This window comes from Mesorhizobium sp. (assembly GCF_004962925.1).
Classification (GTDB): Bacteria; Pseudomonadota; Alphaproteobacteria; order Rhizobiales; family Rhizobiaceae; genus Mesorhizobium.
Map to the genome: position 1 here is coordinate 1 of NZ_SUEO01000177.1, position 13148 is coordinate 13148.

Here is a 13148-nt window from a genome sequence, read left to right on the forward strand (position 1 = left end):
GTCCGTTTCATGTCAGCCTCCTGTCCAATCCAGTGCCGCCAGGATCGCTTGGAGGCGACGGCCGAATGGGCTATGCTAGGAGGCGCGCCAAGAGGGTGAAATGTCCCGAACGGCCCCTGAAATTGACCTGAAATCTGCTGAAACGGTCAAGTTCCGCGGTTTTGTTTTTCTTGCGAACAGCAACGAACTCCGAACCGTGGAAGGCAAAGCGGTCAATCTTCGCAGCCAGTCCGTCGAAGTGCTCTCCGTGCTCGCGGCGCGACCAGGCGAAATCGTGTCCAAGGCTGCGATGATGCAGGCGGTTTGGCCCGATACCTTCGTGACCGAAGACAGCCTCACTCAATGCATTGCCGATATTCGCCGCGCATTGGCGGACGACGCGCACGTGATCGTGGAAACCGTGCCTCGGAGAGGCTACCGACTGAATGCCGATCCGTCGGACGCGGCGGACCCAAACGCCGCAGCCGGCATGGAACGTGCCAAGACACGATTCTCGCAGCGCGGCTTCATTCTTGCTGCACTCGCTCTCGTTGCGGCGGCGATCGGCGCATACTACGGCGCGGAAGTATGGCGAGCCGCTCCCGTTCGTTCGAGCGACATGCCCAGGATTGCGGTCCTTCCCTTCGACGACATGAGTGCCGGTGCGGATAAGGGATATCTCAGCGATGCCGTTGCCGAGGGGATCATCACCGAGCTGGCGCGGAGCAAGACTTATGCCGTCATCGCGCGGAACTCGAGCTTCAGGTACCGCGATAAGCCCATCGACACCAGGCAGATCGGAGATGAACTTGGCGTCGACTACCTGCTCGAAGGCAGCCAGCAGAAGGCCGGAGACCGGCTGAAAGTGACCGCCCAGTTGCTGAATGCGCATGACGGATCGCATGTCTGGGCCAACACCTACAACCGGGAGATCGGCGATCTTTTCGTCGTCCAGGAGGAGATCATCCGCACGCTTGCGGCTCGGGTCGGGCAAAGGATCGAGCGACCCTTGCCACAGAGCGACGCCGCCCGGGTTAGCGCGCTCAGTTATCTCATGATGGGGTCTGCCGCGAACAAAAAGGATTTTTCTGCCGCGGGGAACGAACTGCTGCGGCAGTTCAGCCTCAAGGCGATTGAAGCGGATCCGAACTCCCAATTCGGCTATATCGGGCTGGCCTGGTCCTATCGCTTTGACTCGGTATTCTGGCACAAGCAGGAAAACAACCCCGACGAGGCGTTGAAGCGGGCCGCAGAGTACGCCGACAAGGCCATCCTGCTCGCTCCGGACGATGCCAACGCGCATCAAATCCGCGCCCAAATCCATAGTGAAGCCGGCGAGATCGAGCAGGCCATTGCGCAGTTCGATCAGGCGATCGCCCTGAACCCCAGCGCCTCGAATATCCTCGAGGGCAGTGCGGCCCCGCTGCTCTTTGCCGGCCGCACCGACGAAGCGATCGATCGGATCGAGCAGGCCAAAGGCATCGATCCCTTCTACCCCGACTGGTACAACTGGGACATGGGCTGGGCGCTCTATGAAAAGAACGATTGCGGGGCTGCGCTAACGGCGATGCGGAAAATGTCCCCAATCCCGATCGGCGCACACCGAATGCTTGCGGGGATCTACGCTTGTCTGGGAAACCAGCGGGAGGCAAAGGAAGCGCTTGCGGTTTTCCTCAACGACTCGCCCGGCGACTCCATCAGCAAACAACGCAAGCAGTGGGAGAAGAACTGGACCGCCCCCGGACCCCTCGAGCGCTGGATCGGACACATGCGGTTCGCGGGCTTGCCGGAATGACGGCTGACCGTATGCGGCCCGGCAGAAGCCAATTGGCCGCAAAAAACCGTTGAAGCCTTTGTGTTGTGGGCGCTGGTTGCCCTCAAAGCAGGATCATCCTTCGCAAGGAATATTGGATGCGGGAACGTCGGCAATGGCAATGGGCCGACTTGCGCCATAGTGCGCTCGCACCCCACTTCTGGAACGGGGCCGACGGCTGCCGTTCATCGGCGATGCCTCGAACTTCCGCAGATGGCGCAACCGCGACCTCCAAAATGGTCGCCAACAATGTCTGCTCTCAGGCAGTGGCAACAGTCACCTCAATGGCCGATATGCGGCGCCTTGCCGTCCGGCTGCTACTCGACGAGAAGGGCCGATTGCTGACTGGCGGATTTGAGGCTCGGATTATAAGAGCGGCCCTTCAGGCCCCCCGCGGGTACCGACGTGATCTGACCCAATCAGACATTCCGGCCGCACGATGCGCCCGAAAGCCAACATTCAAAGGATCCAGTTGCCAAGCGCAGGTTGCCGGGACCGACTCATGAGTGCGCACGCCATTTATCCAATCATGTGAGCCACCGGCGTGCCCGCAGCGCCGGGCTTGGCCATCAATTCGCAATGAGGTCAGAGATCGAGGCAAACGATGCCTTGCGGCCGGCTGCAGCAGGCTAACACAAAACCGGCCGTCTTTTCTTCAAGGCTGAGTCCTCCTAGGTCGTCCATCACGACGTCACCTGAGAGCTTGACCATCCGACAGGTTCCGCAAATGCCCTGCTGGCATGCGGTTGGGATGTAGAGGCCGCTCTTGCGCGCCGCATCGAGCAGGGTCTCTCCAGGCGCGCACAGATACTCCACGCCAGACCGGGTGAAATGGACGCAAGTTGGGCCAGCGACAGCCGATTGCAGAGGCATGGAATTGCCCACGGCGCCGCCGAAACTTTCCTCGTGATACTGCGAGGGTGCGATGCCGATCTCCGCGACACAGGCCCGAACCGTCTGCATGAACGGCTCGGGGCCGCACACGTAAGACGTGCGCTGGTGGAGGTCGGGAGCCAGCCGCAAGAGCATGGGGCGGTCGATCCGGCCGGTAGGGCCCTGCCGCGCCGAACCTTCCTGGCTGCAAACGAATCTCACATCAACGTTCGCGAATCGCGCGGCGAGCGCCTCCAACTCTGAGCGGAAGACGATGTCGGCCGGCGTTCGGGCACTGTGTATGAAAAGGATGTCCTGGCCAGATGCCCGGTCGGTCAGCGCCCGCAGCATCGACATGATCGGAGTGACGCCGCTGCCGCCCGAAAGGAAAAGCGGCTTTTCGCATGGTAGATCGTCGAAGTTGAAACGTCCGACCGGCCCTTCGATTTCAATGTCGTGGCCTGGCCGAAGATTGTCGTGAAGCCAATTGGAAACAAGCCCGCCCTTCACCCGCTTCACCGTGATCTGCAGGTCGAGCGGTCGAGTCGGCGGCGACGACACCGAGTACGATCTCGTTACTCGGGTGCCGTCGATCGTCAGGTGCAGGACTAAATACTGGCCTGCACTGAAGCTGAACAAGTGGCCAGAAGCAGCTGAAAAGACGAATGTCTTAACGTCGTGTGTCTCATCGATGACGCGCCGGCAGCGCACGAACTGCCTTGAGCTCTCCGCCCATTGCCGTTGACGCATTGCCGGAGCGAAATCGGTGGTCGAAAGAGTAGCGTGCGCGTTCATCGATTGACTCTGCTTGACCCGGCCAGGATGGCAGCCTCGATGCTTTCGAAAAAGCCGCAGATGTCGGCTTTACAATCGGATATTTCGATCTAACTTTCCATGGACATAACGGCCAGATGGAGCGCGCGAATCCCTCTGCGGATAATCGGCTCGTGCTTGCGGCGCGCCAAAATAGCGGTGTGGACGGGCTGCTGAAGCGCGGGCGCACCCTCGACCACAAAAGACGGACGCTCGGCGGTATACCGCCGAGCGTCGTCACTGCGCATATAGCAAGTGCCACCCATGCGCCGCAGCATCGCTTCGGCGAGCGTCTCCGAGCCCATCGAAAGACGGCCTATCGCCAACTGCGGCAGCGCCTCGGCGTGGGTTTTTTCAAGCGCGACCGTGTAGCCCGGCCGGATATACGTATCCGGGTTGACCTCCGACAAGATCCTGGCAGTCGTAGACACCATCACATAATCCTCGACCATGAGAGGATCGTAGGAGATTTCAGGGAGGTATCTGGGCGCGTAGACCACAGCAATATCGAGGTTTCCCAAGCTCAAATCAGAAATCATCTGCGGCGAATAGTCAGATTCCACGTGAATTGACGATTTTGGCAGCACTTGGAACAACGTCTCCACCCAACCTGGCAATATCGAGCGCGTCATCCCGACCTGGGCAGCGACGCGCAAGGTACCTTCGAACCGGTTAAATGCACGCACGTCATGGCGGGCCTGTGACCATGTCGAGAGCATGGCGCGCGCATAGGCTTCGAAACGCCGCCCCGCCGCGGTCGGTTCGGCGCCGGCGCGTCCTCGCAAGAAGAGCTCCGAACCGATCGCCTGCTCCAGGTTCCTGATGCGGGTGCTAACTGTTGACTGCGTAACTCCCAAACGATCCGCAGTGCGGTTAAAATTTCGCGACTCCATAATGTCGAGAAAGGTCTCGATGTGATCCAGCTGCATGTCGCCCTCCCAATCGAAAAACCCGATCGTATTAGCCCAAATCACAAGCTTGATCAAATAATGCCCAAGGCGGAAGCTGCGGCTGAAGAAGCCGGCTAGGTTAGCCAGCCTGCCACGCCAGGGAGTTGGATAGGGTGTTCATAGTCGATTGCGATTGTCACAATTACTGGTCGAGCGCGACGGTGCTCGAGCCCTATCTTTCCGGCGTTTGGAAAGACATGTTCATAGAAGGCGAAAAAACTGGTCCGAGAGGCGCCTTCCCGCACGGGCACCGTCCCTGGTTTCACCCGCAGGACTTTTCCCGCAAGGATGTCAGGCCCGAGACCGAAGCCGACAATTATCTCATCATGAAGGAAAAGCACCTCGACAAATATAATGTCGGGGCCGCCATCCTCACCGGCGACGAGCCGATAGAGGCTTCCACGCTGGCAAACCCATATTACGCTAGCGCGCTGGTCAGCGCCTATAACGACTACCAAATCGCCGAATGGCTTCCCAAAGACAGCCGCTTCATGGGTTCGATCATCATCGCGCCGCAGGATCCGAAGCTCGCAGCAGCCGAGATCCGCCGCCTCGGAAACCATCCCCGTATGGTACAGGTTCTGGCCTCCCAAGGCTCGGTCAAACCCTACGGAGATCCGTTCTACCATCCTATTTTCGAGGCTTGCGCCGAAGTCGGGCTGCCATTTGCGATTCACCTGGGCGGCCATGGCGGCATCAATTGGAACGCGGTGGCGCCGGCTCCGACGACCTTTTTCTGGGAGACGCACGCAATTCTTCACATGTCGGCCTTGTCGCATGTTGCAAGCATGATCGCGCATGGCGTTTTCGAGAAATGGCCGGATCTATATTTCGTGCTCATCGAGTGCGGCGTGGCTTGGGTTCCGTCGGTATTGTGGCGACTGGACGCAGACTACAAAGCTCTGCGCAAGGAAACGCCCTGGCTGAAGATGCTGCCCTCCGAGTATTGCCGGCGCAATATTCGCTTCTCCACGCAACCACTGGAGCAGCCCGCGAACATTCAGCATCTCTGGTCCACTCTCGAAGCAATGGACGGCGAGAACACGCTGATGTTCGCCTCCGACTACCCGCATTGGGATTATGACGATGCCAACACGCTGCACATCCCGCCCGCCTGGAAAAGCAAGATCATGGGATTGAATGCGCTCGAGGTCTATAAACGCATTCCCCGCACGCAAGCGGCGAATGCCGCGTGACGGGAGCAAACCATGGCTGAGAAGACATACATTTGCCGCGTTGACGAAATCGAGACCGGAACTCCGTACATCGCCAAAATCCGCAGCCTTTCGGTCGGAGTTTTCCGCATCGGAGATTCATTCCATGCCTTGCTGAACGTTTGTCCGCACCGCGGTGCTCCGCTTTGCGAGGGACCGCAATGCGGAACCACGGCACCGGTCGACCAAGCGCAATTCATCTACCACCGCGAGAACGAAATCGTGCGCTGCGCCTGGCACGGCTGGGAATTCGACATAAAGACCGGTGCCGCTCTGGTCGACCCGGGCGTACGTGCCCGAACATTCCCGGTCACGGTGGAAGCTGGTGAAATCTATGTAACGGCGTAAGATTTGCGTCAAACCGCGGAAAAATCGAAAGGAGGCAAATCGGCTGAATCCACCAGATCTGCTCGATAGATGCCAACAACAAGAATGCGGGAAATCCGCAATGGGAGGAAGCAGTGTCGGAATCTGAATATAAACTGCGCTTAGCGCAAAATCTGATCGGCCGCGGCAAGGTTTCGCGCCGTGATTTCATCCATCTAGGGCTGGCGGCAGGCCTGACGGTCGCCGCTGCAGATATGCTCTTCGTGAGCGTGGCGCGGGCCGCACCAAAGCAGGGCGGCTTCGCCAAGCTCGGCATGGCGCATGGCGCGACGACCGATTCGATCGATCCGGCCGGCTATCCCGATACCTTCACGCAAACCGCCTTTTCGGGTGCCATGTCCAACAGCCTGACCGAGGTTGACGCGAAAGGCAGCATCCAGCCAGACCTTGCCGAGAGCTTCGAGACCTCGGACGACGCGACGACATGGGTCTTCAAGCTGCGCAAAGGTGCGACCTTCCACAACGGCAAGACCATCACGTCGGACGACGTGGTCGCCTCTATGCAATATCACATGGGAGCCGACACCAAATCGGCGGCGAAGTCTCTGCTCGAATCGGTGACCAACATCAAGGCGGACGGCCCGGAAACGATCGTTTTCACGCTAAACAGCGGGAATGCAGACTTTCCCTACATCATGAGCGACTATCACCTTGTCGTCATGCCTGCCAAGGACGGAAAGGCGGACTGGGAATCGGGCGTCCGGACCGGCGCCTTCGTGCTTGAGAACTTCCAGCCAGGCGTCTCGGCCAAGCTCAAGCGCAATCCCAACTACTTCAAGAACGGCAAACCCTATTTGGATGAGGTGGAGTTTATCGCCATCACGGACCTCGCCGCGCGTATGGCCGCGCTGTCAACCGGCGAGGTGGATTATATCGGCCGCGCCGACCTGAAAACGCTCGGTATGCTGAAGCGCAAGCCGAATATCGATATCCTTGAGGTCACCGGCTACGGCCATTACACGCTGCCGATGAACGTGACGGTTGCCCCATTCGACAACCCCGATGTGCGCATGGCCCTGAAATGGGCGATCGACCGCGAGGAAATTGCGCAGAAGATCTTCCTTGGCCATGCAACCGTCGGGAACGACAACCCGATCGCACCGGCTATCAAGTTCGCCATCAATCCGGAGCCGCAGCACAAGTTCGATCCTGAAAAGGCGCGCTTCCATCTGAAAAAATCGGGAATGGAAAATCTCAAGATTGACCTTTCCGTCGCCGACGCCGCTTTCGCCGGCGCCGTGGACGCAGCCGCCCTCATCCGCGAGACGGCGGCCCAATGCGGCATCGATGTCAATGTGGTGCGCGAGGCCGAGGACGCCTATTGGGACAATGTCTGGCTCAAGAAACCGTGGTGCGCCTCCTATTGGGGCGGTCGTGCAACGGCCGACTGGATGTTCACGCAGGCCTACTCGGCGGATTCCAGCTGGAACGAGACGTTCTGGAAAAATCCCCGCTTTAACGAACTGCTGATCCAGGCACGCGCGGAGACCGACGAGGCCAAGCGCTCCGCGATGTATGCCGAAATGCAGCAATTGACGCATGACGACGGCGGCGCCATCGTACTGGTCTTCAACAATTTTGTCAGCGCCAAGTCCAAGAAACTGGCGCACGGCGAGCTGGCGCCGAACTGGGAGAATGACGGACTGAAGATGGCCGAGCGCTGGTGGGTAGCCAACGCGTGACGTTCGCCAGGCGAACCGCCCGCGGCGCGGGCGGTTCGATCTTTTCAGGGGAAACGCTCGAAGGCACCGCCCATGAATCCGGTCGTCAGGATGGTTCTGCAGCGCCTGGGCCTCGGCCTGATCACGCTGTTCATCGTCACCATCATCATCTTTTCGGCGATTGCCATGCTTCCGGGCGATTTCGCCAAGGCGATGCTCGGGCAATCCGCAACGCCCGAGACGGTCGCCGCATTCCAGCGCGAGATCGGCATCGACCGTCCGCCGGTTGAGCGCTATTTCGCCTGGGTCGGGCAGATCGTGCAGGGGGATTTCGGCTCTTCCTTCGCAAGCCGCACCGGCTACCGGCGCACAGTCGCCGAGATCATTGCGCCCCGGCTCTACAACACGATGTTCCTTGCCGTGATGACCGCCCTTATAGCGGTTCCACTCGCGCTAGGACTTGGCATTCTCGCCGCTCTCTACCGCAACAGCTGGTTCGACCGTGTGGTGAACACGGTGACGCTGACAACGATTTCATTCCCCGAATTCTTCGTCGCCTATATGCTGGCCTATCTTATCATCTCGCGCGACACGTTCATCGGAACCGAATTCGCACAATCCCTGCCCGAGTGGCTCGCGGCTTCGATCAACTGGGTCCTGAACCTGGTTCCCAAATTTCCGACACTGGCGAATATCAGCGACCAAACGCCGTTCTGGGAGCACGTCTGGCGCGCAGCGCTGCCGTCCATCACCCTCACGCTGGTGATTGTTGCCCATATGATGCGTATGACGCGCGCGGCGATTATCAACATGCTGGCAAGCCCCTATATCGACATGGCGCGGCTCAAGGGAATGTCGCCGATGGCAATCGTTCTCAGACATGCCTTGCCCAATGCCTGGGCGCCTATCGTCACGGTGATTGCGTTCAACCTCGCTTATCTCATCGTCGGCGTGGTCGTGGTCGAGGTGGTGTTCGTCTATCCCGGCATCGGCCAATTGATGGTCGATGCGGTGAAGTCCAGGGATGTTCCGGTCGTGCAAGCCTGCGCCCTAATATTCGCGGCAACCTACATCCTGCTCAACCTGACCGCCGACATCATTTCCATTGCCACCAATCCGAGGCTTTTGCACCCACGATGACCAGCACCGAACATGTCGTGGCGGTCTCAAGACAGAGGCGCACGCGCGCCTCCCGGGTAAAAACCGCACTCAAAAAGGCTCCATTCAGCGCCTGGTTCGGCATCGTGGTCATCCTTGGCTACGTCTTCGTCGCGCTGTTAGCGCCCTGGATAGCGCCCTACGGAGAAACGCAGGTTTTCACCGAGGCTTTCGCGCCTTGGAGCCAGCAGTTCATCGTCGGGACCGACCAACTCGGCCGCGACGTGCTCACCCGGCTGATCTATGGCGCGCGCAATACGATCGGCATCGCCTTCGCGACTACGCTTCTGTCCTTCGCGGTCGGCGTCACGCTCGGTTTGCTGGCCGCGATGTACCGGGGGTGGCTCGACCAGATTCTGTCGCGCGTGGTAGACGTGCTGATGTCGATCCCGAGCCTCATCTTCGCGCTGATGTTGCTATCCATCTTCGGTTCGTCGGTCACCAGCCTGATCCTCATCATCGCCCTGCTCGATTCGACCCGCGTATTCCGGCTGGCGCGCGCGGTCGGGCTGAATGTTGCCGTCATGGAATATGTCGAAGCCGCGCAACTGCGTGGCGAAGGGCCGAGATGGATTCTGACCAAGGAGATCTTGCCCAACGTGCTGCCGCCGCTGATCGCGGAATTCGGCCTGCGCTTCTGTTTCGTTTTCCTCACCATCGCCGCGCTCTCCTTTCTCGGCGTCGGCATCCAGCCGCCGACTGCCGACTGGGGCTCGATGGTGCGGGAAAACGCTACCCTCATCACCTATGGCGACATCACTCCGCTCTTGCCGGCAGGCGCGATTGCCCTTCTCACGGTCTCGGTGAATTTCGTTGTCGACTGGTTCTTGCATGCGACAAGCGGGTTGCGCGATGAAAAGTAAGAATTCTGGCCAACGCGAAAAGGGGACGAAACTCCTCAGCATTCGCGACCTTTACGTCGAAGGGTTTTCCGACGAGCGCTGGCATCCGATCGTTCGCGGTGTGGATCTCTCGCTAAAGCGCGGTGAGGTTCTCGGCCTCATTGGCGAGTCCGGCGCCGGAAAGTCCACCATTGGGCTTGCCGCGATGGGATATGCCAAGCCAGGCTGCCGGATCACGCAAGGATCCATCCTGTTCGACGGGATCGACCTCCTCGCCATGGCCGAAACCGCACGGCGGCGGCTCCGAGGCTCGCGCATCGCATATGTCGCGCAAAGCGCGGCCGCTTCCTTCAACCCGGCCCATCGGCTCCTCGATCAGACCGTCGAAACGGTCGTGGCGCACGGGATCGCCAGTCGCGAGGCAGCGAATCGGGATGCCATCAAACTTTACCGGCGTCTTCACCTGCCGGATCCGGACACCATCGGCTTCCGCTATCCTCACCAGGTCTCCGGAGGGCAGTTGCAGCGGGCTATGACGGCGATGGCTATGGCCTGCCGGCCCGACCTGATCGTCTTCGACGAGCCGACGACGGCGCTCGACGTGACCACACAGGTCGAGGTCCTCGCCTCGATCCGCAAGATTGTCGAAGAATTCAACACTGCCGCGATCTACGTCACGCATGATCTGGCCGTGGTTGCGCAGATGGCGGACCGGATAATGGTTCTGCGCCATGGCCGTACTGTGGAGGAGGCCGAAACACGCCAGATGCTTGCGGCGCCGGCCGAAGACTATACGAGGACGCTCTGGGCGGTGCGAAAGCTAGCCAAACCCGAAGTGCCGGCCGCGGACCATCTGCTCACGATCGATAACATCACCGCCGCCTACGCAGGGAAAGTCAAGGTTCTGCAGGATGTATCGATCAAGGTGCCGCGCGGACGGACGGTAGCGGTCGTCGGTGAATCTGGTTCCGGTAAATCAACGCTCGCCCGCGTCATCACCGGCCTGCTTTCGCCGGTCTCGGGCTCGATCTCATTTGCGGGGCATCGTCTGCCAAGAACACTGAAAGAGAGGCCCAAAGACATTCTGCGCCGCATTCAGATGATCTATCAGATGCCTGACAATGCGCTCAATCCGCGTCAGACCGTCGAGGAAGTCATCTCCCGGCCGCTCGAGTTCTATCTCGGCCTCAAAGGGGCGGCGTGCGACCGCCGCGTTGGCGAACTCATGCACATGATCGAGATGGATGAAAGCTTCCTCGACCGTCTGCCGGGCGAACTCTCGGGCGGTCAGAAGCAGCGCATCTGCATTGCCCGGGCGCTGGCTGCTAATCCGGAGCTCATCATCTGCGACGAGGTGACCTCGGCCCTCGACCAGATCGTACAGGAAGAGATCCTGAAGCTTCTTATGCGGCTGCAACAAGAATTCGGAGTCAGCTACATTTTCATCACGCACGACATCGCGACGGTGCGGGCAATCGCCGATGAAATTGTCGTCATGCACCAAGGCAAAGTCGTCGAGCAGGGGCTCAAGACCGAAATCCTGACGCCGCCGCATGCTCCGTATACCGAACTGCTTCTCTCCTCGGTGCCGGAGATGGATCCAGACTGGCTGACGAAGCTGCTGGAAACCCGGGAGCGCAAGCGGGTCGGCGCGGCGAACTGAATCCCAACGTATTGACCGCTTGAGACTCCGGCTCCAGTTCTCGCGCGAACATCCGATATTGAGGGATGGCGGGAATCACCGGTTATGCCGCAACCGCGACGTCCAGAATGGTCGCAACAATGTTTGCTTTCAGGGAGTAGCAACGGTCACCTCAACGGCCGATATGAGGCGCATTGCTGCCATTCGCAACGCGGACAATGAAGGTCACCGTTGGGTCAGATCACGTCGATGCCGGCGGAGGCCTGAAGGTCCGCTTCCAAAAAATCCAAGCCTCAAAGCTGCCAGTCCTGCTTCGGCCCCAGACTTGTCGTTAGGGTAGTGGGATTGCAAAATGCCTCTTCCGGGCGGACATTTCTGTACCTGAAGCCGTTTTTCACAGACAGCCTTGGACCAGGCTGCTGCATAGCCGAGGTAGTCCGAGTTTCAGAGAACGGAAAATGGCGCGCGAAGAGCAGCAGAACAAATCTTTGGCGGCAAAGGCAGCATGGCCGCTGCTCGTTCTCACGGCTGCGCTGCAGGCCTATTCGGGTCTGTCATTCGTGGCGTACTTCTTCATGGGAGTGCTAAACCCGGCCTCCGGGCCCGGAGGATGGACAGCGGCCACGATGGGCGGGCTCCAGTCTGTTGCCGCCGTCGTAGCCTTCGTGCTGGCCGCTCGGCGCGATCTTCGCGGCGCTACCCTTGCAGTTGCCGGGAGCATGATGCTGGGCTGGCTTTCGACGCTGCCGTCCGTCGTTGAGCAAGGACTCAACTTTCACGGCGACGACAAAGTTACCCCGGTCATCTTCGTCGTATCGCCCCTCCTCGCAATCGCTGCGGCAACGCTTGCATGGCGCAACGTCTATCCGATCGCGGCCGCCCTCATCGTGAGCGCGATGACCTTTGTCGGCATTTTGGTCGTCATCGCCTTCGCAATCGTCATCGCGATGTACGGCTTCTAAGCCCGTGGCCCAGGTTCGCGGCTCGATGTCGGTCGCAAATGTCGGCTTCGGCCCGTGTGTGGTCGACACTGCCGCGCATTGACACACAGGATTTGCAATGGCCAGGGACAACACGAATGTCATGTCGAACAGGCAGAGCGATCACGAATGGCGCTGGTCTCGCCAAGGCCTCGAGCAGCGCATAGGGGGCTATGTCTCCAGCCGACGCGCTTCTCACGGTCGAGCTGTTCAACGCTAATTACCCCGACGAAGTCTCGAAACACCTGGATGCGGGGGCTTGCCTATCTGGCCTGTCACCGTGTGAGGCACATGATGTCCGGGTGAGAGTGGCAGCGCTCCGACAAAGTGCCACGGGCTGGGGACATAAGTATTGGGCCGAGCGCCTTCGCGAGGCTCGTGCCGCGATCAGAGAAAGCGGCAACGACGAAGCGATCATGACAGAGATGGCTGCTGCTCATCCGGGCTTCAGTGTCGAGACGCTACAGGCGGTTTACGCCGTCGGACTCATGCTGGCCCGTTGACGCCGGGCGCGAACGTGCCATCAGGCGCAGATTTGAGCTGTACCCGAAAACCCACCTAACGTTTGGGTGACAAGGCGTATCGAGGGTCCGCACTCGGTCTATCCGAAGCCAAAAGCTGCCGTTCCGTCACGCGGTGGCGCATCGAGCTACTTTCCCTTCGTCGGTGGGGAAAGGAGGCGCTGCCCCCTCTCCCCTGCAAGGAGAAAATCGGTCTCCCCGTCCTTCCTCCGCTCGGCCAGGGCCGCGCTCCGTGCAGGATCGACACGGATCCGCATCCGCGGATCGGCGCCGCCCCTTCGGCTCCGCCTTTGGGCGGGTGATCCCCCTCCGATT

Annotated in this window: 10 protein-coding genes; 8 read left to right on the forward strand and 2 right to left on the reverse strand. The window is 60.0% G+C overall.

Annotated features, from left to right (window positions below):
- Positions 1-100: 100 nt before the first annotated feature.
- Positions 101-1774 carry a winged helix-turn-helix domain-containing protein gene (locus E5W87_RS26785; RefSeq protein WP_292404519.1) on the forward strand — a complete coding sequence of 558 codons (1674 nt, stop codon included), beginning with the start codon at positions 101-103 and terminating at the stop codon, positions 1772-1774.
- A gap of 603 nt (positions 1775-2377) precedes the next feature.
- On the opposite strand, the gene E5W87_RS26790 is transcribed toward E5W87_RS26785, so the two are convergent.
- Positions 2378-3460, reverse strand: coding sequence for a hybrid-cluster NAD(P)-dependent oxidoreductase (locus tag E5W87_RS26790; RefSeq protein WP_292404521.1), 1083 nt, complete (start codon positions 3458-3460; stop codon positions 2378-2380).
- 89 nt (positions 3461-3549) lie between these two features.
- Positions 3550-4407 (reverse strand): LysR family transcriptional regulator, encoded by an 858-nt coding sequence (locus E5W87_RS26795; RefSeq protein ID WP_292404523.1) that lies wholly within the window; start codon positions 4405-4407, stop codon positions 3550-3552.
- 134 nt (positions 4408-4541) lie between these two features.
- On the opposite strand from E5W87_RS26795, the gene E5W87_RS26800 reads away from it, so the two are divergent.
- From E5W87_RS26800 to E5W87_RS26830, 7 genes are all read left to right on the forward strand, one after another.
- Positions 4542-5624: an amidohydrolase family protein gene (locus E5W87_RS26800; RefSeq protein WP_292404525.1), complete on the forward strand. Its 1083-nt coding sequence runs from the start codon at positions 4542-4544 to the stop codon at positions 5622-5624.
- Between the two features lie 12 nt (positions 5625-5636).
- The gene (locus tag E5W87_RS26805; protein ID WP_023797723.1) at positions 5637-5990 is read left to right on the forward strand and encodes a Rieske (2Fe-2S) protein; all 354 of its coding nucleotides are present in this window, start codon (positions 5637-5639) and stop codon (positions 5988-5990) included.
- A 113-nt stretch (positions 5991-6103) separates the two neighbouring features.
- On the forward strand, positions 6104-7711 hold the full coding sequence (locus E5W87_RS26810) for an ABC transporter substrate-binding protein (RefSeq protein WP_292404528.1): 1608 nt from the start codon (positions 6104-6106) through the stop codon (positions 7709-7711).
- Positions 7712-7783: 72 nt separating this feature from the next.
- Positions 7784-8830 carry an ABC transporter permease gene (locus tag E5W87_RS26815; protein WP_292404529.1) on the forward strand — a complete coding sequence of 349 codons (1047 nt, stop codon included), beginning with the start codon at positions 7784-7786 and terminating at the stop codon, positions 8828-8830.
- Positions 8827-9711 carry an ABC transporter permease gene (locus E5W87_RS26820; RefSeq protein ID WP_292404532.1) on the forward strand — a complete coding sequence of 295 codons (885 nt, stop codon included), beginning with the start codon at positions 8827-8829 and terminating at the stop codon, positions 9709-9711. The genes E5W87_RS26815 and E5W87_RS26820 overlap by 4 nt, the downstream gene beginning before the upstream one ends.
- Positions 9701-11353: an ABC transporter ATP-binding protein gene (locus E5W87_RS26825; protein ID WP_292404534.1), complete on the forward strand. Its 1653-nt coding sequence runs from the start codon at positions 9701-9703 to the stop codon at positions 11351-11353. The genes E5W87_RS26820 and E5W87_RS26825 overlap by 11 nt, the downstream gene beginning before the upstream one ends.
- Positions 11354-11790: 437 nt before the next feature.
- Positions 11791-12294 (forward strand): hypothetical protein, encoded by a 504-nt coding sequence (locus E5W87_RS26830; RefSeq protein WP_292404536.1) that lies wholly within the window; start codon positions 11791-11793, stop codon positions 12292-12294.
- Positions 12295-13148 lie beyond the last annotated feature (854 nt).

What these genes read in the sequence shown, in the direction of transcription:
- E5W87_RS26785 (WP_292404519.1), top strand. Translation starts at nt 101, where the DNA reads ATGTCCCGAACGGCCCCTGAAATTGACCTGAAATCTGCTGAAACGGTC.
- E5W87_RS26790 (WP_292404521.1), bottom strand. Translation starts at nt 3,460, where the DNA reads ATGAACGCGCACGCTACTCTTTCGACCACCGATTTCGCTCCGGCAATG.
- E5W87_RS26795 (WP_292404523.1), bottom strand. Translation starts at nt 4,407, where the DNA reads ATGCAGCTGGATCACATCGAGACCTTTCTCGACATTATGGAGTCGCGA.
- E5W87_RS26805 (WP_023797723.1), top strand. Translation starts at nt 5,637, where the DNA reads ATGGCTGAGAAGACATACATTTGCCGCGTTGACGAAATCGAGACCGGA.
- E5W87_RS26815 (WP_292404529.1), top strand. Translation starts at nt 7,784, where the DNA reads ATGAATCCGGTCGTCAGGATGGTTCTGCAGCGCCTGGGCCTCGGCCTG.
- E5W87_RS26820 (WP_292404532.1), top strand. Translation starts at nt 8,827, where the DNA reads ATGACCAGCACCGAACATGTCGTGGCGGTCTCAAGACAGAGGCGCACG.
- E5W87_RS26825 (WP_292404534.1), top strand. Translation starts at nt 9,701, where the DNA reads ATGAAAAGTAAGAATTCTGGCCAACGCGAAAAGGGGACGAAACTCCTC.
- E5W87_RS26830 (WP_292404536.1), top strand. Translation starts at nt 11,791, where the DNA reads ATGGCGCGCGAAGAGCAGCAGAACAAATCTTTGGCGGCAAAGGCAGCA.